The organism is Frankia sp. R82 (assembly GCF_023716925.1).
Classification (GTDB): Bacteria; Actinomycetota; Actinomycetes; order Frankiales; family Frankiaceae; genus Frankia.
Window position 1 is genome coordinate 1 of sequence record NZ_JAMQQG010000327.1, and the last position, 21569, is coordinate 21569.

Sequence of the window (21569 nt, forward strand, 5' to 3'; positions counted from 1 at the left end):
CCGCGGCGGCGCTGGCCGCCGAGGCCGCCGGCGGGTCCGGTGGTGCCGGGCGCCCGGTGCTCGCGGTCGTCGCCACCGGGCGAGAGGCCGAGGATCTGGCTGCCGCGCTCGGTGACCTTCTCGGTCGGGACACGGTGGCGGTCTTCCCCAGCTGGGAGACGCTGCCACACGAGCGGTTGTCTCCGCGCGCGGACACGGTCGGTCAGCGTCTGGCAGTGCTGCGCCGGCTGGCCCATCCGGGTGGAGTGAGCGGTCCCGCGCCGCGGGTTGTGGTCGCACCCGTGCGCGCGGTGCTGCAGCCCCAGGTGGCCCGGCTCGGTGATCTGACCCCCGTCCAGCTCGTCATCGGTGACACTGCCGATCTCGAAGATGTGGTCACCCGCTTGGTGGGCATCGCCTACCACCGGGTGGATCTGGTCGAACGGCGCGGTGAGATCGCGGTGCGAGGCGGCATCCTCGACGTGTTCCCGCCGACGGAGGAGCATCCGCTGCGGGTGGAGTTCTTCGGCGACGAGGTGGAGGACATCCGCCGCTTCTCCGTCGCTGACCAGCGTGCCCTCGCCGAGGACGAGTCGGCGTCCAACGACGCCCGTCGCGGGTTGTTCGCCCCGCCGTGCCGGGAGCTCCTGCTCACCGAAGACGTTCGGACCCGTGCCGCGACGCTGGCCGGAGAGCATCCCGAGCTGCTCGACCTGCTCGACAAGATCGCCAATGGAATTCCCGCGGAGGGGATGGAGGCGCTCGCGCCCGTTCTCGTCGAGCGGATGTCGCTCCTGCTCGACGAGTTGCCCGTCGGCACGCATGTGCTGGTCTGCGACCCGGAGCGGGTTCGATCCCGCGCCGGTGAGCTGGTGCGGACCAGCCAGGAGTTTCTCGAGGCGTCCTGGAGCGTCGCCGCGCTTGGCGGCGGCGCGCCGATCGATCTTGGCGCGGCCGCCTACTGGTCCATCGCGCAGGTGCGGGAACGTGCGGGCGAGCGCGGTCTGCCCTGGTGGTCGGTCAGCCCGTTCACGTCCGCGGAGTCGGCAGCGTCCGCCGACGGCACAGCCTCGTACGACGGGGACAACACCGTCGTCGCGAGCCTGCGTCCGGCTCCGCTCTACCACGGTGACACCGCAGCCGTCATCGCGGACGTCAAGGGCTGGCTGGCCGAGTCCTGGCGGGTCCTGCTTGTCACCGAGGGCCACGGTCCGGCGCAGCGCCTCGTCGAGATGCTGCGTGAGGCCGATCTTGGTGCTCGGTACGCCGAGGACGCCGAGCTTGTACCTGGTGTCGCCGTCGTCACCCGCGGTCAGCTCGGTACCGGGTTCACCAGTAGTACGCTGCGCCTGGCTGTTCTGACCGAGAGCGACATCGCCGGTGCGCGTGGCGTCACCACCCGGGACATGCGCCGGATGCCGAGCCGGCGTCGCAAGGGCATCGATCCCCTTGCCCTTGCTTCCGGCGATCTGGTCGTGCACGACGCACACGGCGTCGGCCGCTACGTCGAGATGGTCACCCGCACCGTCGCCGGCGCGAAGCGGGAGTACCTGCTGCTCGAGTACGCCCGCGGCGACCGCCTCTACGTACCCACCGACCAGCTCGAACAGATCACCCGCTACGTCGGCGGTGAGGCGCCGAGTCTCGACCGCATCGGCGGCGCGGACTGGGCCAAGCGCAAGAGCCGCGCCCGCAAGGCGGTCAAGGAGATCGCCGGCGAGCTGATCCGCCTCTACAGCGCGCGGATGGCTGCTCCCGGACATGCCTTCGCCCCGGACAACCCGTGGCAGCGAGAACTCGAGGATGCCTTCCCGTTCCGCGAGACGCCCGACCAGCTCGCCGCCATCGACGAGGTGAAGGCGGACATGGAGAAGCCGGTCCCGATGGACCGGGTGATCTGTGGTGACGTCGGCTACGGCAAGACGGAGATCGCCGTGCGGGCCGCGTTCAAGGCGGTCCAGGACGGCAAACAGGTCGCCGTGCTGGTGCCGACCACTCTGCTGGTCCAGCAGCACTTCCAGACCTTCAGCGAGCGCTATGCAGCCTTCCCCGTCGTCGTCCGCGCGATGAGCCGGTTCAACTCGGCGAGCGAACAGCGGATCACCCTGGACGGGCTTGCGCAGGGCAGTGTCGATGTTGTCATCGGCACGCACCGCCTGCTGTCCAACGAGACCCGGTTCAAGGACCTCGGCCTTGTGATCGTGGACGAGGAGCAGCGCTTCGGTGTCGAACACAAGGAACAGCTGAAGAAGATGCGCACGGCGGTGGACGTGCTCACGATGAGTGCCACCCCGATCCCGCGCACCCTGGAAATGTCGATCACTGGCATCCGCGAGCTGTCCACGATCGACACCCCGCCGGAGGAACGCCACCCGGTCCTCACGTCGGTGGCCGCCTACGATGCTCGTCAGGTCGCCGCGGCGATCCGCCGAGAGCTGCTGCGCGAGGGCCAGGTCTTCTTCATTCACAACCGGGTCGAGTCAATCGACCGGGCCGCCGCACGGCTGCGTGAGCTGGTTCCCGAGGCCCGCATCGCCACCGCGCACGGCCAGATGCACGAGGACGCCCTCGAGCAGGTCATGGTCTCTTTCTGGGAGAAGAAGTTCGACGTACTGGTCTGCACCACGATCGTCGAATCGGGCCTGGACATCTCCAACGCGAACACCCTCATCGTCGAGCGCGCCGACGTGTTCGGCCTGTCCCAGCTGCACCAGCTGCGTGGACGGGTCGGCCGGGGCCGCGACCGCGCCTACGCGTACTTCCTGTTCCCGCCGGACAAGCCGCTGACCGAGACGGCTCACGACCGTCTCGCCACGATCGCCCAGCACAACGACCTCGGCGCCGGTATGGCTGTGGCGATGAAGGACCTGGAGATCCGCGGCGCCGGCAACCTGCTCGGCGGCGAACAGTCCGGCCACATTGCCTCGGTCGGCTTCGACATGTACGTGCGGATGGTCGGCGAGGCAGTCGCCGAATACCGCAAGGACTCCGCCGAGATACCGCCAGAGGTCAAGGTCGAACTCCCGGTGGACGCGAGCCTGCCGCACGACTACGTGCCCAGCGAACGGCTGCGGCTGGATGCCTACCGCCGTCTTGCCGGCGCCGTCACCGAAGCCGAGATCGACGAGGTGCGCGGGGAACTCGTGGACCGGTTCGGCTCGGTGCCCGAGCCGGTCGAGAATCTGCTTGCCGTCGCCGGCCTGCGGGTGCTGGCCCGCCGTTTCGGCGTCACCGAGATCACCGCGGCTGGCCGCCAGATCCGCTTCGCGCCGCTGGAGCTGCGGGAGAGTCAGACCCTGCGCCTGACCCGGCTGTACAAGGGTGCGGTGATCAAGTCGGCGGTGCGCACCGTGCTGGTTCCCGCGCCGACCGAGACCGGACGAATCGGCTCGCGTCCCCTGCGTGACCGGGCGCTGTTGGCCTGGGCGGGCAACCTGCTCGCTGCTGTCGCCGGAGACTCGATCGCCGCCGCGGCGGGGTGAAACGCGGTCGACGGTGACCGGGGTGTGCTTCACCACACCTGAGCGGATAGCGTCTGGGTTCGTGAAGCTTCCCCGTCTTCTCGCCGGCGTTGGGCTGAGCGTGACCGTCGTACTCGCCGCATCGGCCTGCACGACCCATGCCGGAGCTGCGGCGCAGGTCGGATCGCACGCGATCGAGACCTCTCAGGTGCGTGACATCGTCGAACGTGGCCTGTCCGCTGCTGAAGCCGTGCCCGCTGCGCAGTCCGGCCAGTCGGCCGCGAGCGCGCTCGACCCACCCGAGCTGCAGCGCCGGACCCTGACGTCGCTTGTCCAGCTCCAACTGATGTCGGACGAGGCCCGTCGCCGCGGTATCACTGTCAGCGACGCGGACGTGGCGTCCTACTACCAGGCGTACGCGATCCTGCAGTTCGGCAGTGTGCGTGCGTTCGAGCGACGCGCAGCCGCCGCGGGCTTCGCCCAGCGTGACGTCGCGATCATCGTGCGATCCGGCGCGCTGCAGTCCGCGCTCAGCGACCGGATCTCACCCCGGCTGCTTGCCACCGATGCGCAGACCAGAAGCCAGTACAACAGCATCGTCAGCCAGGTCGGCCGGATCCCGCTCACCTATGCGCAGGCCAAGCCGTACCTGGCCCGGTTCATCGCGGCCGACGATCGTGCTGCTGCCCTCAAGCCCGTGCTCGACCAGGCAGAGAGGAAGGACCCGATTTCCATCAACCCGCGTTTCGGCCGCTGGAACGCTGACCAGTTCGGCATCGTCGCCGCCGACGGCACGATCGCCTCCAGCGCCGTACCGGCTCCGACCCTGGACACCACCCTCCAGTCCTGACGCCTGCGCTGCCCGGACACCTGCGAAAGAGGAAACATGCCGTTGCGGGTCACGATGATCCTCACCAGCCCGCGGGTCGCTCCGGGCATCCTCACGGCCTCGGCCTGGGACCTGGTCCGCCAAGTGCCAGTGCTCACGGCGTCGCCCGCACACCCCCAGATCAAGGCACTGCGCGCAGCGGGCGCTGTGGTTACCGTTGTCACCGGTCCGGCCCCGGACGGTGACGTACCCGGCGCTGCGTTTGCCGCCTGGCTGTCTGGCCAGGCCCCATCGGGCGTCCAAGAGATCGCCTGGCTCGCCAACCCGGCTGTGCCGAGCGACCTCGACCGCCAACTTGACCGCCTCGCCCGGACCATGGGCGACGATCTCGTTGTCGACACCCTCGTCGCCACCGCTGAGCTGCCCGGCTCTGCGCTGTTGGATGCGGTGGCCGTCATGGACCGGTTGCGCTCACCCGGCGGCTGTCCGTGGGACGCCGAACAGACCCACGCATCTCTCGCCCCCTTTCTGATTGAGGAAACCTACGAGGCCTACCAGGCGATCGAGGACGGCGACCTCGACGAGCTGCGCGAGGAGCTCGGTGATGTCCTGATGCAGGTGCTCTTCCACTCCCGCGTGGCTGCCGAGCATCCTGACGCTCCCTGGAACGTCGACGATGTGGCAACCGGCCTCGCCACCAAGCTGATCCGCCGCCACCCGCATGTGTTTGGCAACGTGGTCGTCGACGGCACGGCCGACGTCGTCTCCAACTGGAACGCAATCAAGGCTGAGGAAAAGGGCCGAGCGTCGGTGACCGAGGGCGTGCCACTGTCCCAACCAGCGCTCTCGCTGGCTGCCAAGCTGCTCAAGCGTGCCGCCGGGATCGGTGTCCCGCCGGACATCTCTGTCCCCCCTTCCGCTGCGGGTCAGATCGGAACCGGTGCCGAGGACGACCTTCCGGCGATCGCGGCTAACGCGGTGGCCGCCCTGCGCCGTTCGGGCGACGAGGCCGAACGCATTGTCGGTGATCTGTTGTTCGCCGTCGTTGCGTGGGCACACGTTGCAAGGGTTGATCCGGAACAGGCACTGCGTGTACGCGCACGTCGGTTCCGTGACCAGCTGGCAGCAGCCGAGCGTGCTGCCTGCGCTGACGGCGCCCAGCCCGGCCCGCTGGCCGCCGACCGTTGGCGGAAGCTCTGGCCCTCTCCCTCCTCCTCGAGCGTGGCTGACAGCAAGTAGACAGCCCGCGGCATCGCCTCCCGTCCGACCCTAGCTGTCGAACGCATATTCGATAACTTCGAATGTGTGTGCGACGATGGCCTCGTTCGGTTGATCCCTTCACCCATGGCCCGGTGATGATGATGTTGCTTGATGAGGTGCTGGCGTCCGAGCTTGGCTCGACGGATGTGCAGGAGGTGCCCCTGGAGACGCTGGAGGCGTCAATCTGCCGTTGGGCGGGGCGTATCGCGGCGGCGACCTGCGGCTGGCTGGTGTTGCTTGCCGCGTTCGATCGGCGGCGAGGCTGGGCGGATACGGGCATGCAGTCCTGTGCGCATTGGTTGTCATGGCGCTGTGGGATGGGGCTGCGTACGGCTCGGGCCCATGTGGCGACGGCCCGAGCACTGGAGCGGCTGCCCGCGATTCGTACTGCGTTCGCGGCAGGGAAGCTTTCGTTCTCGAAGGTGCGGGCGGTGTGCCGGGTCGCGGACGCGGCCAGCGAGCAGCTCTGGCTGGCCCATGCCTGCGCCTGCACGGCGGACCGGCTGGAAAAGCTGGTGCGGGCGCATCGGCAATCCACGGATGATCCAGCTGTGCGGCGTAACGAGCGCCAGCTGACGTGGCGTACCGATGAAGACGGGACGGTGCGTTTCTCCGCGAGGTTGTCTGCGGACGATGCCGCAGTGGTGATCTCTGCTCTGCAGAAGGCGAGAGAGAGCCTGCGTTCCACGACGCCGCCCGGGCAGGATCCGTCGAAGTCCTCCGCATCCAAGGCGTCTTCGTCCGAGGGACAGGTCCGTGATCGGCGAGCCGATGCGGATGCTCTGGTCGCGCTGGCCGTTGGATTCCTGCAGCGCGAGGCACCGGCCCTGGTGCGCTCGCTGTACACCCTGACGGCGCACATCGATGCCTCCGGCCTGGTCGACGATGATTCTCCGGTGGCCGAGGGCGAGCCGGCCGAAGGCGCCGCAGCGCCGGAGGAGGACTGTCCGCCTGCCGCTGGTACGGCTGGGAACGGCCAGCAGGGATCGGCGCGTACCCGAGGGCTCGGAGCCGACGGCACCGCTGTGCTGGCTGGTTGGGGGCTGCCTGCCTCGGTGGTGCGCCGCCTCGGGTGTGACGGACTGGTCCGTGCGATGCTCACTGACGGCCACGGCAATCCACTACGTCTTGGTCGTCGTCGGCGCCGTGCCGGTCGTCCGCTCGCGGAGGCGGTCTACGCTCGCGATCGCGGAACATGCCAGTTCCCGGGGTGCGGGCGCACGCGGTGGCTCGAGATCCATCACTTGCAGGACTGGCGGTTTCACGGCAAGACGGACGCGGACGATCTGATGTTGCTCTGCACCGGCCACCACAAGGCCATCCATGATCATAATTTGATCCTGAATCGGGCGGTGGATGGTGAGGTCACGGTTGTCCTTCCTGGCGGCCGATGCTTCACGAGCATTCCGGAGCCTCTCGATGAGGGCAGCGATCTGCTCGGCGGGCTGTTCGCAGCGACTCGCGACGTGGCGCCCGATGGCCTGCGCGCGCGTGATGGTGGGCCACTCGGTATCGACGACTCGTTGTTCGTGCTCCTGCAGAGCCGAGCCGGCGATTAGCCTCGGTCCATGGCTGCCATCCCACGTAAGGCGCTGGCCGACGTCCGCCAGATTGCGGCACGGCGGACGGCGCCGGTCGTCCTCGAACTGGATCTCACGGCTGATCTACTCGAAGGCGTTCCGGTAGATCCGGTCGCTTTTGCGCTCGCGCGTCGAAGGAGCACGCTGCGCGACCTCATCGAGGCTCTGCGTCATGCTGCTGACGATCCTCGCGTTCCCGTCGTCGTCGCGCACATCGCCGCGTGTGGGATGCCGTTGGCAAACATCCAGGAGATCCGCGCGGCGATCAGTGCCTTCCGGTCCGCCGGGGGGACTGCCATCGCCTACGCCGACACGTTCGGTGAGTTCGGCGGTGGGACGGGGTCGTACTACCTGGCGTCCGCCTTTGACGAGATCTGGCTTGCGCCCTGCGGCGACTGCGGCCTGACCGGGCTCGGAATGGAGACCCCCTTCCTGCGCGGAGCACTGGACCGGCTGGGCGTGACGGTCGAGATCGGGCAGCGCTACGAGTACAAGAACGCGGTGAACACGCTCGTCGAGCGGGACTTCACTCCGGCCCACCTCGAGGCGGTGAGCCGGATCATCGAGTCGTCGTCGGAGCAGGTCGTCGCGGGAATCGCGCAGGGTCGTAGCATGCCGGCCGATCGGGTCCGGCGGTTGATCGACCTCGGCCCGCTGACCGGTTCGGTCGCGCTGGACACCGGGCTTGTCGACCGGCTCGGCTATCGCGACGAGGTGTACGCCGCTGCACGGGCCAGAGTCAGCGTGAGCACAGATGCCGATACCGATAGCGGCGAGGCCACCGAGCCAGTGTTGATGTACGCCTCCGCCTACCGGCGTCTCGCCGAACGTAAGGAGAAGTCGCCGGTACGGCGGGTTACTGCGCTTGCCGCGCGGGGCCCTGGAGCGCTCTTCCTGCGGGAAGACGCGCCGCAGCGGTCCCACGGGACCGAGTCCGGGCCCGCCGATGTGGAGGAGGAGCGGAGTTCCCCACTATCGCCCTCCGTCACGCCGGCGCATGGCGATCCCCGCCGGTCCGTCGTCGCGCTGATCTACGGTACCGGTCCGGTGGTGCTCGGATCGGGTACGTCCGGCCCGTTCTCTGGCCCGGTGCTTGCTTCCGAGCCGATCGCGGCGGCGCTACGTGCCGCTGCGCGAGACGAGAACGTCGCCGCCGCGGTGCTGCGGGTCAGCAGCCCGGGTGGCTCCTACGTGGCCTCCGACCTGATCCGTCGGGAGGCGGAACGATTTCGGGCCAGTGGCCGACCTTTGATCGTCTCGATGGGGGATGTGGCTGCCTCGGGTGGCTACTTCGTCGCCCTGGCGGCGGATGAGATCGTGGCCAACCCGGGCACGCTGACCGGATCGATCGGGGTGTTCGCCGGTAAGCAGGTAGTGCGAGAGTTGCTGGACAAGGTCGGTGTGGGTTTCGGGGCGGTGGCTGAGGGGGAGCACGCGCTGATGATGTCCCCGCGGCGGCCGTTCACCGCGGGTGAGCGGGAAAAGCTCGAGGAGTTCCTCGATCGGGTCTACGCCGACTTCGTCGACAAGGTCGCCACTTCCCGGAGACTGAGCCGCGACCGAGTCCACGAGTTGGCTCGCGGGCGGGTGTGGACAGGTGCGGATGCCTATCGGCATGGGCTGGTTGACGAGCTCGGTGGCCTGTCTGACGCGCTGCGGCTGGCCTGGTCACGGGCCGATCTACCGGCGGACGAGACTCCCCGGGTGCGGCTGGCGTTGAAGCCATCGGTGCTTGACCGGGTGCGCACACCGAGGTCCAGTGAGGACCGAGGTGCCGCAGCCGTCGGCCTGTCCGTCGGCTCGACGGTGGGGTCGGCCTTCGGATCGTTCGGATGGGGATCTTTTGCACCATTGGCTGCCCGCCTTGGGCTGCCGGTGGCCGGTCCGCTGACGATGCCACCGATGGGGCGGATCGGTTGAGGAACAGACGGCACCGGCGGGCGGCACGCCACAGGCCGTTCGGCGCCTCACCGGCCGAGGTACGACGGTAGTCTCGGGTCCGTGACGATCCGTCCCCCGTCGCATTCGGAGGTCTAACCGTGCCGTCCATCGAGGCCGTCGGAGCCCGCGAGATACTTGACTCGCGCGGCAATCCCACCGTCGAGGTCGAGGTCGTCCTGGAGGATGGCACGCTGGCTCGTGCCGCTGTGCCCAGCGGCGCAAGCACTGGCGCCTTCGAGGCCGTCGAGCTGCGCGACGGGGAGGACCGCTATGGCGGCAAGGGCGTGCGCAAGGCAGTGGCTGCTGTTATCGAGCGCCTCCAGCCCGAGATCATCGGCCTGGAGGCAACCGAGCAGCGCCTGCTCGACCAGCGGCTCATCGATCTCGACGGCACCCCGGACAAGTCGGCGTTCGGCGCGAACGCCCTGCTCGGAGTGAGCCTCGCCGTCGCCAAGGCGGCTGCGGCCGCCAGTGACCTGCCCTTGTTCCGCTACCTCGGCGGCCCCAGCGCACACCTGCTTCCGGTACCGATGCTGAACATCCTCAACGGCGGTGCGCATGCCGACACCAACGTTGACATCCAGGAGTTCATGATCGCTCCTATCGGGGCCGCGACCTTCTCCGAGGCGTTGCGCTGGGGCGTCGAGGTGTACCACGCGCTCAAGAGCGTGCTGAAGGCTCGGGGCCTGGGTACCGGCGTCGGCGACGAGGGCGGTTTCGCGCCTAGCCTGCCGACCAACCGGGAGGCACTCGACCTCATTGCCGAGGCTGTCGACAAGGCTGGGCTGCGGCTCGGCTCGGACGTGGCGTTCGCGCTCGATGTCGCCTCGACCGAGTTCTTCTCCGACGGTGCCTATACGTTCGAGGGTGCGACCCGTACCGCAGCGCAGCTCAGCGACTACTACGCCGAGCTGGTCGAGGCCTACCCCATCGTATCGATCGAGGACCCGCTCGCCGAAGATGACTGGTCCGGCTGGGTGGAGCTGACCGCACGCCTGGGCAGCAAGGTGCAGCTGGTCGGGGACGACCTGTTCGTCACCAATCCTGAGCGGCTTGCGCGCGGCATCGCGTCGAAGGCCGGTAACGCCCTGCTGGTGAAGGTCAACCAGATCGGCACGCTCACTGAAACGCTGGACGCGGTCACCCTTGCGCATCGCAGTGGCTACCGGGCGATGATGTCGCACCGGTCCGGGGAGACCGAGGACACCACGATCGCTGATCTCGCCGTCGCGGTCGACTGCGGCCAGATCAAGACCGGTGCGCCAGCGCGCACCGAACGGGTCGCCAAGTACAACCAGCTCCTGCGGATCGAGGAGGAACTGGACGACGCGGCCCGATACGCGGGAGTTGGCGCCTTCCCCCGGCACGGCCAGTCCGCCTGAGTCTGGTGCCGGCGCCGCGCGTTGCACTGACCACGAGGGCGACCCTGCTCGCCGTCGTGATCTGCGTCCTGGTCCTGACCCTGGCCTACCCATTGCGGCTGTACCTGCGCCAGCAGAGCAAGCTTTCTCAGCTTGGTCGGGCGAACGCGCAGGCCCAGACCCAGGTTGACCAGCTTCGGACGACGGTCGGTCGCTACGGCGACCAGGCCTGGGTCGAGGAGGAAGCGCGGCGCCGGCTGCACTTCCTCAAACCCGGCGAGAAGGCCTATCTGATGCCCGCACCGCCGACGCCGAAGCCCACGGACGAGGCCCAGGGCGGCGCGTCCACAGGCGATTCGGCCTGGTATGGCAGACTGTGGTCGCAGATATCTGCTCCGTAACGACATATGGGGGAAGTGTGGTGCAGGCGGCGGTGACGACCCGGGATGCGGACATCGTCCGCCGGCAGTTGGGCCGGGAGCCTCGCGGCCTGGTTGCGGTCGCACACCGGTGCTCCTGTGGGCGTCCAGACGTGGTGGAGACCGCGCCCCGGCTGCCTGACGGTTCCCCGTTTCCGACCCTGTACTACCTGACCTGCCCGCGTGCTGCGAGCGCGGTCTCGCGCCTGGAGGGCGCCGGGGTCATGCGTGAGATGAGCGAGCGGCTGGAGGCAGATCCGCAGCTGGCCGCGGCCTACACCGCGGCGCACCAGGACTACCTGGACCGCCGAGATGCGCACGAATCGTTGCCCGGTTCGCCCAGCGCCGGAGGGATGCCAACTCGGGTGAAATGCCTGCATGTGCTGGTCGCCCACAGTCTGGCTGCGGGTCCCGGAGTCAATCCGTTCGGCGACGAGGCACTTGCCGCCATCGGCGACTGGGGCAGCCGTGGTCCATGCGTGCCCGACACGGACACCTGTGGTGGCGAGGACGGAAGGGGCTGCGGATGACTCGGGTCGCCGCGATCGACTGTGGTACGAACTCGATCCGCCTGCTGGTGGCGGATGTCGACGGTTCGAGGTTGCACGAGCTGACGCGCCGAATGGAGATCGTGCGGCTGGGCGCGGGGGTCGACCGTACCGGTGAACTTGCTCCGCAGGCACTGGAACGGACCCTGGCCGCGCTGCGCGGCTACGCAGGCGAGCTCGAGCGACTGGGCGCAACCCGGGTGCGGATGGTCGCTACCAGCGCCACCCGGGACGCCCGTAACCGCGGCGATCTGGTCGCCGGCGTCCGGGAGATCCTCGGGATCGATCCCGAGGTGATCAGCGGAGACGAGGAGGCCGGGTTGTCGTTCGCCGGCGCAATCGGCGATCTCACCGCGACCGCGTCCGTCGCGACGCCGATCCTGCTCGCCGACATCGGCGGCGGCTCGACCGAGCTGGTTCTCGGGGACACCGCGGGAGTGCGCGCCGCACGGTCCGTGAACGTGGGCTGCGTGCGTCTGGCCGAACGGCATCTGCGGGACGACCCGCCCACGGCCACGCAGGTGGCGGCCATCGTCGCCGATGCTCGCGCTGCATTCGACCTGGCTGCCGAGACGGTGCCGATCGCCGAGGCAGCCACCCTGGTCGGTGTTGCCGGGACGGTTACCACCGTTGCCGCTCTCGCCGCGGACCTGCCCGGCTACGACGCCGACCGTATCCATCTTTCGGTGACGAGTGCCGACCAGGTCGCCGAGGTCACCGACCGCCTGGTGGCGATGACCCACGATGAACGGGCCGCCCTCGCGGTCATGCACCCGGGCCGGGTCGACGTCATTGCGGCCGGTTCGCTCGTGCTGCGCACTCTGATCGAACACACCGGCGCCACTGCGGTGGTCGCCAGCGAACGGGACATTCTCGACGGCATCGCGCTGGCCCTGGCTTCCCCCGTCGCCACGGGATGAGCTGCGGTCCCGCGGGACCCTCTGCGGCCGAATCCGCCGGGCAGCCTATGCAGGTCAGTCGTACCGGACGCGTCTTCGCCTGCGACCGCAGTGGCGACTGGCTGTTCGCGTCGCTGTTCCGGGTGTGGCCGAGCGGGGCACCTGCCGACCGTGGCTCGTGCTCGTGCTGGAGCTGGTCCGGTCGGACCTGAGGGTTGTCGTGGTATTCGGCGGATTTGCCTGGACGGCGTTGTGGCCGGCGCTGGCCCAGGAAGGCTAGGATCTTCCACCGCGGCGGACACGGTTCGGCCACGGTGCGCAGGTGGAGCTGCCGACGGGGCGGGTCAGGGTTGTCGGCTGTTATCACCCGAGTCAACAGAACACCTTCACCGGACGAGTGACCGAGGTGATGCTCGACACGGTCTTCGCCTCGGCGGTGCGGTCAGCCGAACTGGGCTGAGTACGTTGACTAACCGGGACGAAATGTGTCCGGCGCCACGGAACGTGGGCCATCACGCTCATCCGTATTGCGTGTCGTGCGTCACGGAAATGACCGCGCCGGTTGGTTCGAGCGGCGGTGTGACGCGGTCGTCGCGGGTACGGTTTTCGCATGAGCCATGGGCGCGCACCGCACATCCTCATCGTTGGCGGGGGTTACGTTGGCATGTACACGGCCCTACGGTTGCAGCGGAAGCTGCGTACCGGCGAGGCGAGTATCACGGTGGTCGACCCCAACTCGTACATGACCTACCAGCCGTTCCTGCCCGAAGCCGCAGCCGGAAACGTGGAGCCACGGCATGTGGTCGTTCCACTTCGTAAGGTACTCAAAGCCTGCCGGGTGATCAGTGGGACGGTACTTTCCGTGTCCCACGGGGAGCGGAAAGCGGTGGTTCAGCCCCCACTGGGTGATCATTTTGAGCTAGCATACGACATGCTCGTGATCTGCCCCGGCTCGGTGGCGCGGACGCTACCCATCCCCGGGCTCGCCGAGCAGGGTATTGGATTCAAAAGTGCCGCCGAAGCGATCTATTTGCGCAATCAGGTTATCAGTCGGCTTGATGCCGCGGCCTCTGCTACGGATCCGGCGGTGCGTCGGCGGGCCCTGACATTTCTGTTCATCGGCGGTGGTTATGCAGGAATCGAGGCTCTTGCCGAGCTCGAGGACATGGCCCGCGACGCCTGTTCTTTTTATCCCGATCTCAGTGCGGACGAGATGCGCTGGGTTCTGGTGGAGGCCACTGATCGGATCCTACCGGAGGTTTCCCCGGCAATGGGGCTCTACACGGTGAAACAACTGGAGCATCGTGGAATTGAAGTGAAATTGAAGACTCGAGTGGAAAGTCTGGTCGACGGCCGGGTCGAGCTGGACAGCGGTGAGCGTTTTGACGCCGGGACCGTTGTCTGGACCGCTGGCGTCAAGCCGAACCCCATGCTGTCCCGGACGGACCTGCCCCTCGACGAGCGTGGCCGGGTGCGGGCTACGGCCTTCCTGCAGGTCGACGGAGTCCCGGATGCCTGGACTGCGGGCGACTGTGCGGCGGTACCCGACCTGACCAAGGATGAGGGAGTGACCACCGGTCCGTCGGCGCAGCACGCCGTCCGACAGGCGGCCCGACTTGGCGATAATCTCGTCGCCGAGCTTCGCGGGCGTCCGATTCGTCCCTATGAGCACAGTTATGCGGGCAGTGTGGCATCCCTGGGTCTACACAAGGGGGTCGCCGAGGTGTACGGAGTGCGACTGCGTGGCTGGCCAGCCTGGGTGATGCACCGGACCTACCACCTCAGCCGAGTACCAACCGCCAACCGCAAGGCTCGCGTGATGGCGGACTGGACCCTCGCGCTGTTCTTCCGTAGGGAGATCGTCTCGCTGGGCTCGTTCGCCGATCCTCGCAAGGAGTTTCGCAGCGTGGCCACTCCAACGCCTGTCGCGGCGGTCTCGGCCGCCCCGAGCTCGAGTGCGACGGGACCAGGCGGCACATCGGACGCCTCACGCGCCGGCTGAGGCCTCGGCGGTCGCCCAGTGTGCGCCGCATGGGTGGCCACGAATGGCGGCGCTCGTCGAGGCCGGGGTCGGCCGCGTTCCATGCGCCTTAGTGGCCTATTCCGGCGAGGTGCGGTGGGAGGGATCCGCTAACCGCCCAGCGCGAAGTATTTGACTGTCGCCGCTCGGTGCACCTCTGATCGAAGACCATGGCGAATGAGCGGCATCCCCGTCACGAAGAGTCACGCTTTCGCCGATGCTGCCGACTCCGACCGCTTCTTCCGCGATGTGTTATTCCCAGAACCTACGTAGCATGGTAGAAATGGCAGCGATGTAGGCGCGCCGGTGTATCCCAACTGGTAGAGGAGGCTGTCCTAAAAACAGCTCGAGTGTCGGTTCGACTCCGACCACCGGCACATTTGCCTGACGTCGATCGCCCACGCCGCCACGCGCGCCGTGGGCGATCGATGTTGGACAGCCACCGGTCGTCCCGGATCGGGAACCCCCCTCGCGGCGAGAGCGTTGGATCGTTGACCACCTCATTCCCTGTCGCTGGAGGAGCCGGCTCGATGGCCGACCTACGTTCCTCGAACCCTGCGCTGCGGCCCGGGTCCTTCGCGCCGCTGCCCACGCCCACTCCCGAGCAGCTGTCCAGTCAGTTCCGGCAGCCGACGACGCTCACCGTCGACGATGTCGTGGTCCACACCCTTGGCCTGTTCGGCGTGCTCGGCGTCGGCGCCGTCGGCGGATGGCTGATTGGGCCGGATGCTCCGGGCATCGCGCTGGGCGCCGGCCTCATCGCACTGTTGCTGAGTCTGGTCGTCTCGATGCGTGGGGTGATCCGCCCGCCGCTCGTGATCGCGTTCGCGCTGATCGAGGGAGTGGCGGTCGGTGCGGTCTCGCGCTTCTTTGAGGACGCGTTCGCCCACATCGTGCCGCAGGCGCTGCTCGGCACCGGATTGATCTTCGTGGCGATGCTGGTCGCGTATCGCAGCCGGCGGCTGCGGGCCACCCCGCGCATGGCCCGCGTCGTCACCGGCGTCCTGTTCGGCGTTGTCCTGCTCGGTCTTGCAGATCTTGTGGTCCGTGCCGTCAGCGACAGCCACCTGCCAGTGATCAATGATCCGTCGCCGCTGGGGATTCTGTTCAGCGTGGTGGTGCTTGGCGTGGCCAGCCTGCAGTTCATCCTCGACTTCGATGGCATCGAGCGGGCGATCCAGGCCGGTGCACCGCGATCGGAGGCCTGGCGTGCCGCGTTCGGCCTGCTTATCGGCTTCGTCTGGGTCTACCTGGAGACCCTGCGCCTGCTGTCCAAACTGCGTCAGTAGCGCCCGGCCGCCCTGGCTGGGGAGCAGCGCCGCTCTTCCCGGCCAGGGCTGCCGGCGGCCAGCTCAGGCGCGGATCGCCCGGCGGCGCAGATCGGCCTCGTGGACGAGGGCAGAGGCGTAACTGTGTGGTAGGTCGTGCTCGGCGCGTAGCCAGTTCACCCGCTCGGAGAAGCGCAGCAGCCCCGGGCCCTCGGCCAGCCGACTCAGCCAGATGTTCACGTCATGGCCGGTTACCTTGGGGATCCGTTCGATCAGGTACTGGTGCGTCTGGGCGGAACGGGCTTGCGGGGAACGGTGTAGTGACATGCGCGCCTCCAGTCGTGAAACCCGACGTCAACGACTCATGTCACAAGCGTGCCCCAGACCACAGCACTCGGCAAGGCCCAGCGCGGGTTCGGTCCGGTATCCTGCGCGGATGTCCGCCTCGGTGGCCGAACTTGCTCGTGAAGTGCAGCTGCTCGTGCGACGGTTACGCGGGTGGGCCGGCTCGTCCTGGGAGGTTCCCGCTGGCGGCGGGGTAAGCCGGGCGGAACGTACCGCCCGTCTGATCGACGAACTGGCCGTGCTCGGCGAACGTGCCGGGGTGGCCTCGCCGCCCGGTCTCCGTCCCCCCCGGCTGGCCCCGCACGCGCTGGCGGACCAGGTGGCGGTACTCGCCGAGGAACTGCTCGCCAGGCTCGCTGAGGCCGATCCGGCGAGCTTCGCGGCCGGGGAGGTTCTGCGGGACGCCCAGGCGGCTGTCACCACAACCCGGGCCGATCTTGATGGTGCGGGCTTCGGGTTCCGGATGCGCTGAGGGCAGTCAGTTCGGGCGATGCTGCAAGGCGCGGACCGCCTTGAGGATTGGCGCCGCGGCGATCCGGGCCCCGTCCCGGGTCAGATGCACACCGTCGCGGGATCGGGCGAGGACGGTGTGGCCATCGGCGGTGGTGAGGTAGTCGCTGTAGCCACCCGCGCGCGACAACCAGGGATGAAGATCCAGGTAGGTGGCGCCGGGAACGGTCGTCGCGGCGGCAGCGGTCGCGGCGTCGAGCTGATCGAAATAGCCGGCCAGGCGCTTGGGGCGGGCTGGTGGCAGGCCCAGCCAGAGCAGGTGCCGGGTACCGTCACCGGTCCAGATTCGCATCACCACCGTGACCCGACGCTGGTATTCCGCCGCCCACTGCGGTGACCCGGCGGGCAGAAGTGTGCCGTCGGGCAGCGTGATCGTCTGACCGTCGTTGCCGCCCATCGTGACGATGACAAGCTCCAGGTCGCGCTGCGCTGCCTGGGCGCGGGCCTGGACCGCCCAGTCGAAGAAATCCGGGCGGACGAGGCCGGTCCCGTATCTGGTCTCCGTCTGCGACCGCATCGTCATGCCACCGGCGGCGGCGATCGCCGGGCCTAGCGTCTCGGTAAGGGAATCTCCGGTGATCAGTACCCGGAGCGGATCGGCGGCGGTCGGGACCCGCAGCGGTGGCACCGTCCGCGGCAGCTGCCGCGGTGCTACCTGGCGGGCGGTGCTGGCCAGCCCCGGGCTCGATGTGGCGGAGGGGGCATGCCCGAACGCGCGGTCTAGCCACCGGTCCGGCGCGTCGAGGCGCAGCGGACCCGTCACCTGGACGAGTGGTCGCGCCGCGCCGAGGATCAGGGTCCGGGTGAGCCCGGGGTGCATCCCCTCTCCGGTGTGCACCATGGCCGGTGCCCGCAGTACCGCCAGTAGCCCCAGCACGGCGAGCACCACCAGCACCACTCGCCCCGCCGGCGCCGTCGGATCGTCCCCGGCCACGGTGGACGGGGTCTGCTGGGACTCGACCATCGCCGAGGCCACCTCTTCTCCTGCTGCTGATGCTCGTGGCGGTGTTCCGCGGGACCGCTGCTCGGCCGCGGGGTGGACTCAGAACCGGAAGTAGATGAACGGGGATACCGCCTGTGCTCCGACGACGTGATAAATGATCATGGAGGTGGTGGTCAGGAGGACGATCTGCGGGCCGAGGGCGAGGTGGGCGAGCCGGCACCGCAGGACAACCCACCAGGATCGGGGAACGGCCGCCGTCGCGAGCCCGGTGAAGATCGCAGCCAGCACGGCCGGAGTGACCAGCGGCGCGGGACCGGGCGCGGTGACCAGCCGGGCGAAGACCTGGCCGGCGGTGCTCAGATCCGGTGCTCGAAACAGCACCCAGGTTGCACAGACGAAGTGGAAGACCGCCAACCGAGCGATCCAGGTCCGCAGCCGCGAGCGCGGCGCCGGCCCGCGTGTCGGCTCGCGGGTCGGCTCGCGTGCCGGTACGACGACGTATCCCGGCAGGCTGGCGGGCACCCCCCGACCAACCGCTGTCGCTGCGGGGACGGAAGCATCCTGACGGGGGAGCGGGATGGTGACGAGGTGTTCCGCGGGGCCGCGTTGTCGGGCGCGCAGGTGGCGTTCCAGGGCGAGGGCCGCACCGTGCAGGGCGCCCCACAGGACGAACGTCCAGGAAGCACCGTGCCACAGGCCGCCGAGCACCATGGTGATCATCAGATTGAGGTGGGTACGGCGACGGCCGGCGCGGCTGCCGCCGAGCGGCAGGTAGATGTGGTCGCGCAGCCAGCGGGACAGGGTCATGTGCCAGCGTCGCCAGAACTCCTGCAGGCTGTGGGCGACGTAGGGGCGGTCGAAGTTGTCCGGAAAGCGGAAGCCGAGCAGCAGGGCGAGGCCGATCGCGATGTCGGAGTAGGCCGAGAAGTCGCAGTAGATCTGGACCGCATAGCCGTACACCGCGACGAGGATCTCCGCGCTGGAGTGCTGTGCCGGCACGGCGAAGACCGGATCGACGAGCCGGGTCGCGATCAGGTCGGCGAGCACGACCTTCTTGACCAGACCGCCGAGGATGAGCAGCACCGCGCGGTACAGCGGGACCCGCCGTGGGTCACGCGGCGTGGTCAGCTGCGGAAGGAACTCGCTGGCCCGCACGATGGGGCCGGCCACCAGATGCGGGAAGAACGCCTCGTAGACGGCGAAGTCGAGCAGCGGCGCGGGGGCGGTTACCCCGCGGTGGACGTCGACGACGTAGCTGATCGCCTGAAACGTGAAGAACGAGATCCCGATCGGCAGGGCCACCTGCAGCAACGGCAGCGGCGCGGGCAGGCCGAGCCCGTGCAGCGCCTGGTCCACGGACAGGGCGAAGAAGCCGTAGTACTTGAACCAGCCGAGCAGGCCGAGGTCACCCACGATGGCGACGACGAGGATCCGCCGGTCGCGAAGACGGTGGAGCGCCACCGCAGCGGCCTGGTTGAACAGGGTCGACGCGACGAGCAGCAGGACGAACCGGGCGTCGGCATAGCCGTAGAACAGGTAGGAGGCCGCGAGGATTGTCGGCTTCCACCACCGCGGATAGGGCATGAGCAGCCACGACAGGGTCAGGACCACGGCGAAGAACGCCGCGAACTCGATCGTCGGAAAGATCACCTGTGGCCGCCAGCCCTACCGTCATCGCTACCAAATGGAATCAACCAAGCGCACAAGGTAGTGAGTCTGTGGGGTGGATGCCGTTTGCCTCGCGGGGGGCGTGGGCGACTTGCAAGGGAAGGCGTGCGTCTGCGCCATCGGATGGCTACCGTCCGGGCCATGGGCATCGTCACGGTCAACGGCCTTCAGCTGGCCTACGAGATTCACGGTGACGACGGCGGGCTGCCGTTGTTGCTGATCGCCGGGCTCGGCCAGCAACGGGCTGGCTGGCATCCCGATCTCCTGGCCACGCTGGGCCGCCGAGGCTACCGGGTGATCGTCTTCGACAATCGTGACGCCGGCGAGTCGACTCATCTTGACGCTCTGGGACGGCCCGATCTCGCCGCCGTGCTGGCTGGGCGCTTCGAGCGTGCCCCGTACACCCTGGCCGATCTGGCCGACGATGCCCTCGGCCTGCTCGGTGCCCTGCACATCGAGTCGGCACACCTGCTCGGCCAGTCGATGGGCGGCATGATTGCCCAGGTGGTGGCACTGCGCCAGCCCGGACGGGTCCGCAGTCTCACGTCTCTGATGTCACATCCCGGTGATCACCGGGTGCAGCCGTCGCCCGAGGCGCTCGGACTTTTCCTGCGCCCGGCGCCGGACAGCCTGGATGCGTCGTTGCTGGCCGCGCAGGAGGCGCAGCAGGTTCTCGGCTCCCCGGAGTTCGCCCCGGACGAGGCGTGGCTGGCCGCGCGGACCCGGATCTACTGGGACCGTCGTGGTGACCCCAACGGGCTGCTGCGCCAGGCCGCGGCGCTGCTCAGCGCACCGGACCGCACCGCGGATCTGGCCACCCTGAGCACCCCCACCCTGGTGGTGCACGGCGGGGCCGACCCACTGGTGCCCGTCCTTGGTGGCCGGTTGACCGCGGCGGCGATCCCGGCGGCCGAGTTGCTCGAGATCGACGGGATGGGCCACGACCTGCCCCGGCCGGTGTGGGACCGCGTGCTCGACAAACTGGAGGACGTCGTCCACCGGGGTGAGGCAGGCCGGCGGCCGTTGGTCGCCGCCAGCTGATCAGGCGCCGGGTTTGATCACCATCAGGGCGGCGACCACCAGCCAGCACAGGGTGCTCGTCCCCGCGCCGAGAGCGATTCCGGCGATCCGGCGCCGTACGTCTGCACCCGCCTCCACCTCGGCGATCGCGCGGGACATTCCCGGCGCGACCAGCCCCAGGCAGCAGGCGCAACCCACCACCCACAGCACCAGCGAACTCAGCAGCCAGCCGTCGCTCAGGGAGCGGACGCTGCCGAACGATCCCTGATGGACGAGCCCCACCCCGGTGAGGACGATGATCAGGGACGCCGCCGCCAGCACCCGCACCAGCCGGGTGGCGAGCAGCAGTACCGGCAGCGGTCCAGGTACCGCCCGCAGCAGGACGGGCGCCGTCACGCAGACCAGGGCCAGTGGCCCCAGCAGGAACAGGGCGAGGACGACGTGCAGGGTCAGTAAGACCCCGAAGGCACCCGGATGTGGCATGTGCCGACGCTATCGATCGACGTCGAAGGCCGGCGCACCGGCTCGGGCCGGGGCGGCCTCACACCTGGGCCGTCCGCAGGTAGAGGGCGCGGACCTCCGCCCCGAAACGGGTGCCGTACAGCCGGTCGGTCGAGCCCGCGTAGGCGTAGCTGACCACCCCGTCGATCCAGCCGTGCCCGGGGCCGAGCCGGCCGAGGCCGGTCAGGAACGGCCCCCCGCTGGCGCCCGCGGTCATCCGGCAGCGGATCCCGATCGACGGGCCGCCATACGGATCGGTCGCGACGGGACTCGCGCAGTAGATCAGCCGGGTGCCGTCGAAGGGCGTCAGCCTCGGGTAGCCGAAGCTGTACTGCTCGACGGTCGCGGGCAGGTCGAACGCGATGTCCTGCGCGCCGACGACGTCCTGCAGGCGCCGACCGTCCCGTGGGTTGAACAGGGCGAAACCGGCGTCGACGTCGAAGTCGCCGCGCTGCGCCCAGCCGGTGGTGACACTCAGATGCCGGGCGACCCAGATGCCGTAGGGCATGGCGCCGTTGGCGTACCCGGGAACGAACACAACATTACGGGCGAACGAGGAGCCTGCTCCGCCGTGCAGGCAGTGTCCCGCGGTAACCACCATGTCCCGGCCGGGACTGGTGACCACGCTCGCGGAGCAGGCGAAGTCGGAGCCGTCGATGGTGGTGAACAGCCGTCCGGTGGTCGACGTGACCAGGCCGCCGCCGCGGTACGGAGCGCCGTTGCTGAGGGCCGGGGGTGCACCTGTCGGGCCCGCGCCGGTCTCGGCCGCGGCCGGTGTCACGGTGGGGGCGGCCGTGGTGTCGTCCTCGTCTGATCGGCCGCCCGAGTGGGACCCGAAGGCGCGGTCCCGGCGGGTGGTGGTCCAATAGCGTGCGACCTCCGCCTGCTCCGCGGGGGTCATGGCGCCGGCTGCGCTCGGGACCGCGGCGGTCGACAGCGGGCCGGGCGTGACCGCGGCGCCCCCGGCGATCTCCGCCGGGGGCGATCCGGAGGCCGAGCCGGCCAGGACAGGGGCGG

The 21569-nt window shown here is 69.0% G+C and carries 18 protein-coding genes, 1 tRNA gene and 1 pseudogene; 15 read left to right on the forward strand and 5 right to left on the reverse strand.

Annotation, left to right across the window (positions count from 1 at the left end):
• From mfd to ND747_RS27080, 13 genes and pseudogenes are all read left to right on the forward strand, one after another.
• Window positions 1–3461, forward strand: a 3461-nt coding sequence (gene mfd, locus ND747_RS27020; protein ID WP_251737087.1) for a transcription-repair coupling factor, incomplete at its 5' end; no start/stop codon positions are given.
• Window positions 3462–3522: 61 nt separating this feature from the next.
• Entirely contained in the window at window positions 3523–4290 is a 768-nt protein-coding gene (locus ND747_RS27025; RefSeq protein ID WP_251737088.1) for a SurA N-terminal domain-containing protein, read from the forward strand.
• A 354-nt stretch (window positions 4291–4644) separates the two neighbouring features.
• The gene (locus ND747_RS27030) at window positions 4645–5508 is read left to right on the forward strand and encodes a MazG family protein (protein WP_308204708.1); all 864 of its coding nucleotides are present in this window, start codon (window positions 4645–4647) and stop codon (window positions 5506–5508) included.
• A 122-nt stretch (window positions 5509–5630) separates the two neighbouring features.
• Window positions 5631–7088, forward strand: coding sequence for an HNH endonuclease signature motif containing protein (locus tag ND747_RS27035; RefSeq protein ID WP_251737090.1), 1458 nt, complete (start codon window positions 5631–5633; stop codon window positions 7086–7088).
• 9 nt (window positions 7089–7097) lie between these two features.
• On the forward strand, window positions 7098–9029 hold the full coding sequence (gene sppA, locus ND747_RS27040; RefSeq protein WP_251737091.1) for a signal peptide peptidase SppA: 1932 nt from the start codon (window positions 7098–7100) through the stop codon (window positions 9027–9029).
• A 119-nt stretch (window positions 9030–9148) separates the two neighbouring features.
• The gene (eno, locus tag ND747_RS27045) at window positions 9149–10432 is read left to right on the forward strand and encodes a phosphopyruvate hydratase (protein ID WP_251737092.1); all 1284 of its coding nucleotides are present in this window, start codon (window positions 9149–9151) and stop codon (window positions 10430–10432) included.
• A gap of 5 nt (window positions 10433–10437) precedes the next feature.
• Window positions 10438–10812, forward strand: coding sequence for a septum formation initiator family protein (locus ND747_RS27050; protein ID WP_251737093.1), 375 nt, complete (start codon window positions 10438–10440; stop codon window positions 10810–10812).
• A gap of 17 nt (window positions 10813–10829) precedes the next feature.
• The gene (locus tag ND747_RS27055) at window positions 10830–11360 is read left to right on the forward strand and encodes a DUF501 domain-containing protein (protein WP_251737094.1); all 531 of its coding nucleotides are present in this window, start codon (window positions 10830–10832) and stop codon (window positions 11358–11360) included.
• Window positions 11357–12298 carry a Ppx/GppA phosphatase family protein gene (locus ND747_RS27060; protein WP_251737095.1) on the forward strand — a complete coding sequence of 314 codons (942 nt, stop codon included), beginning with the start codon at window positions 11357–11359 and terminating at the stop codon, window positions 12296–12298. Before ND747_RS27055 ends, ND747_RS27060 begins: the two co-directional genes overlap by 4 nt.
• Window positions 12299–12354: 56 nt before the next feature.
• A pseudogene (locus tag ND747_RS27065) lies at window positions 12355–12737 on the forward strand (uracil-DNA glycosylase); the annotation flags it as partial.
• A gap of 150 nt (window positions 12738–12887) precedes the next feature.
• Entirely contained in the window at window positions 12888–14279 is a 1392-nt protein-coding gene (locus ND747_RS27070; protein WP_251737096.1) for an NAD(P)/FAD-dependent oxidoreductase, read from the forward strand.
• A 320-nt stretch (window positions 14280–14599) separates the two neighbouring features.
• A tRNA-Leu gene (locus tag ND747_RS27075) sits at window positions 14600–14674 on the forward strand.
• 153 nt (window positions 14675–14827) lie between these two features.
• A complete protein-coding gene (locus ND747_RS27080; protein ID WP_251737097.1) occupies window positions 14828–15586 on the forward strand; it encodes a Bax inhibitor-1/YccA family protein in 759 nt (252 codons plus the stop codon).
• A 63-nt stretch (window positions 15587–15649) separates the two neighbouring features.
• On the opposite strand, the gene ND747_RS27085 is transcribed toward ND747_RS27080, so the two are convergent.
• Window positions 15650–15892: a DUF4287 domain-containing protein gene (locus tag ND747_RS27085; RefSeq protein WP_251737098.1), complete on the reverse strand. Its 243-nt coding sequence runs from the start codon at window positions 15890–15892 to the stop codon at window positions 15650–15652.
• A 109-nt stretch (window positions 15893–16001) separates the two neighbouring features.
• On the opposite strand from ND747_RS27085, the gene ND747_RS27090 reads away from it, so the two are divergent.
• Window positions 16002–16382, forward strand: coding sequence for a hypothetical protein (locus tag ND747_RS27090; protein ID WP_251737099.1), 381 nt, complete (start codon window positions 16002–16004; stop codon window positions 16380–16382).
• Window positions 16383–16388: 6 nt separating this feature from the next.
• Here the strand turns inward: ND747_RS27090 and ND747_RS27095 are convergent, their stop codons facing one another.
• Window positions 16389–17384 carry a DUF459 domain-containing protein gene (locus tag ND747_RS27095; protein WP_251737100.1) on the reverse strand — a complete coding sequence of 332 codons (996 nt, stop codon included), beginning with the start codon at window positions 17382–17384 and terminating at the stop codon, window positions 16389–16391.
• 78 nt (window positions 17385–17462) lie between these two features.
• Window positions 17463–19013, reverse strand: a complete 1551-nt coding sequence (locus tag ND747_RS27100; RefSeq protein ID WP_251737101.1) for an MBOAT family protein — start codon at window positions 19011–19013, stop codon at window positions 17463–17465.
• 159 nt (window positions 19014–19172) lie between these two features.
• Between ND747_RS27100 and ND747_RS27105 the strand changes: the two genes are divergently transcribed.
• Window positions 19173–20072 carry an alpha/beta fold hydrolase gene (locus ND747_RS27105; RefSeq protein WP_251737102.1) on the forward strand — a complete coding sequence of 300 codons (900 nt, stop codon included), beginning with the start codon at window positions 19173–19175 and terminating at the stop codon, window positions 20070–20072.
• Here ND747_RS27105 and ND747_RS27110 read toward each other — a convergent pair whose 3' ends face one another.
• Window positions 20073–20534: a hypothetical protein gene (locus ND747_RS27110; protein ID WP_251737103.1), complete on the reverse strand. Its 462-nt coding sequence runs from the start codon at window positions 20532–20534 to the stop codon at window positions 20073–20075.
• A gap of 58 nt (window positions 20535–20592) precedes the next feature.
• Window positions 20593–21569: serine protease (locus ND747_RS27115; RefSeq protein WP_251737104.1), on the reverse strand; the 977-nt coding region annotated here is incomplete at its 5' end.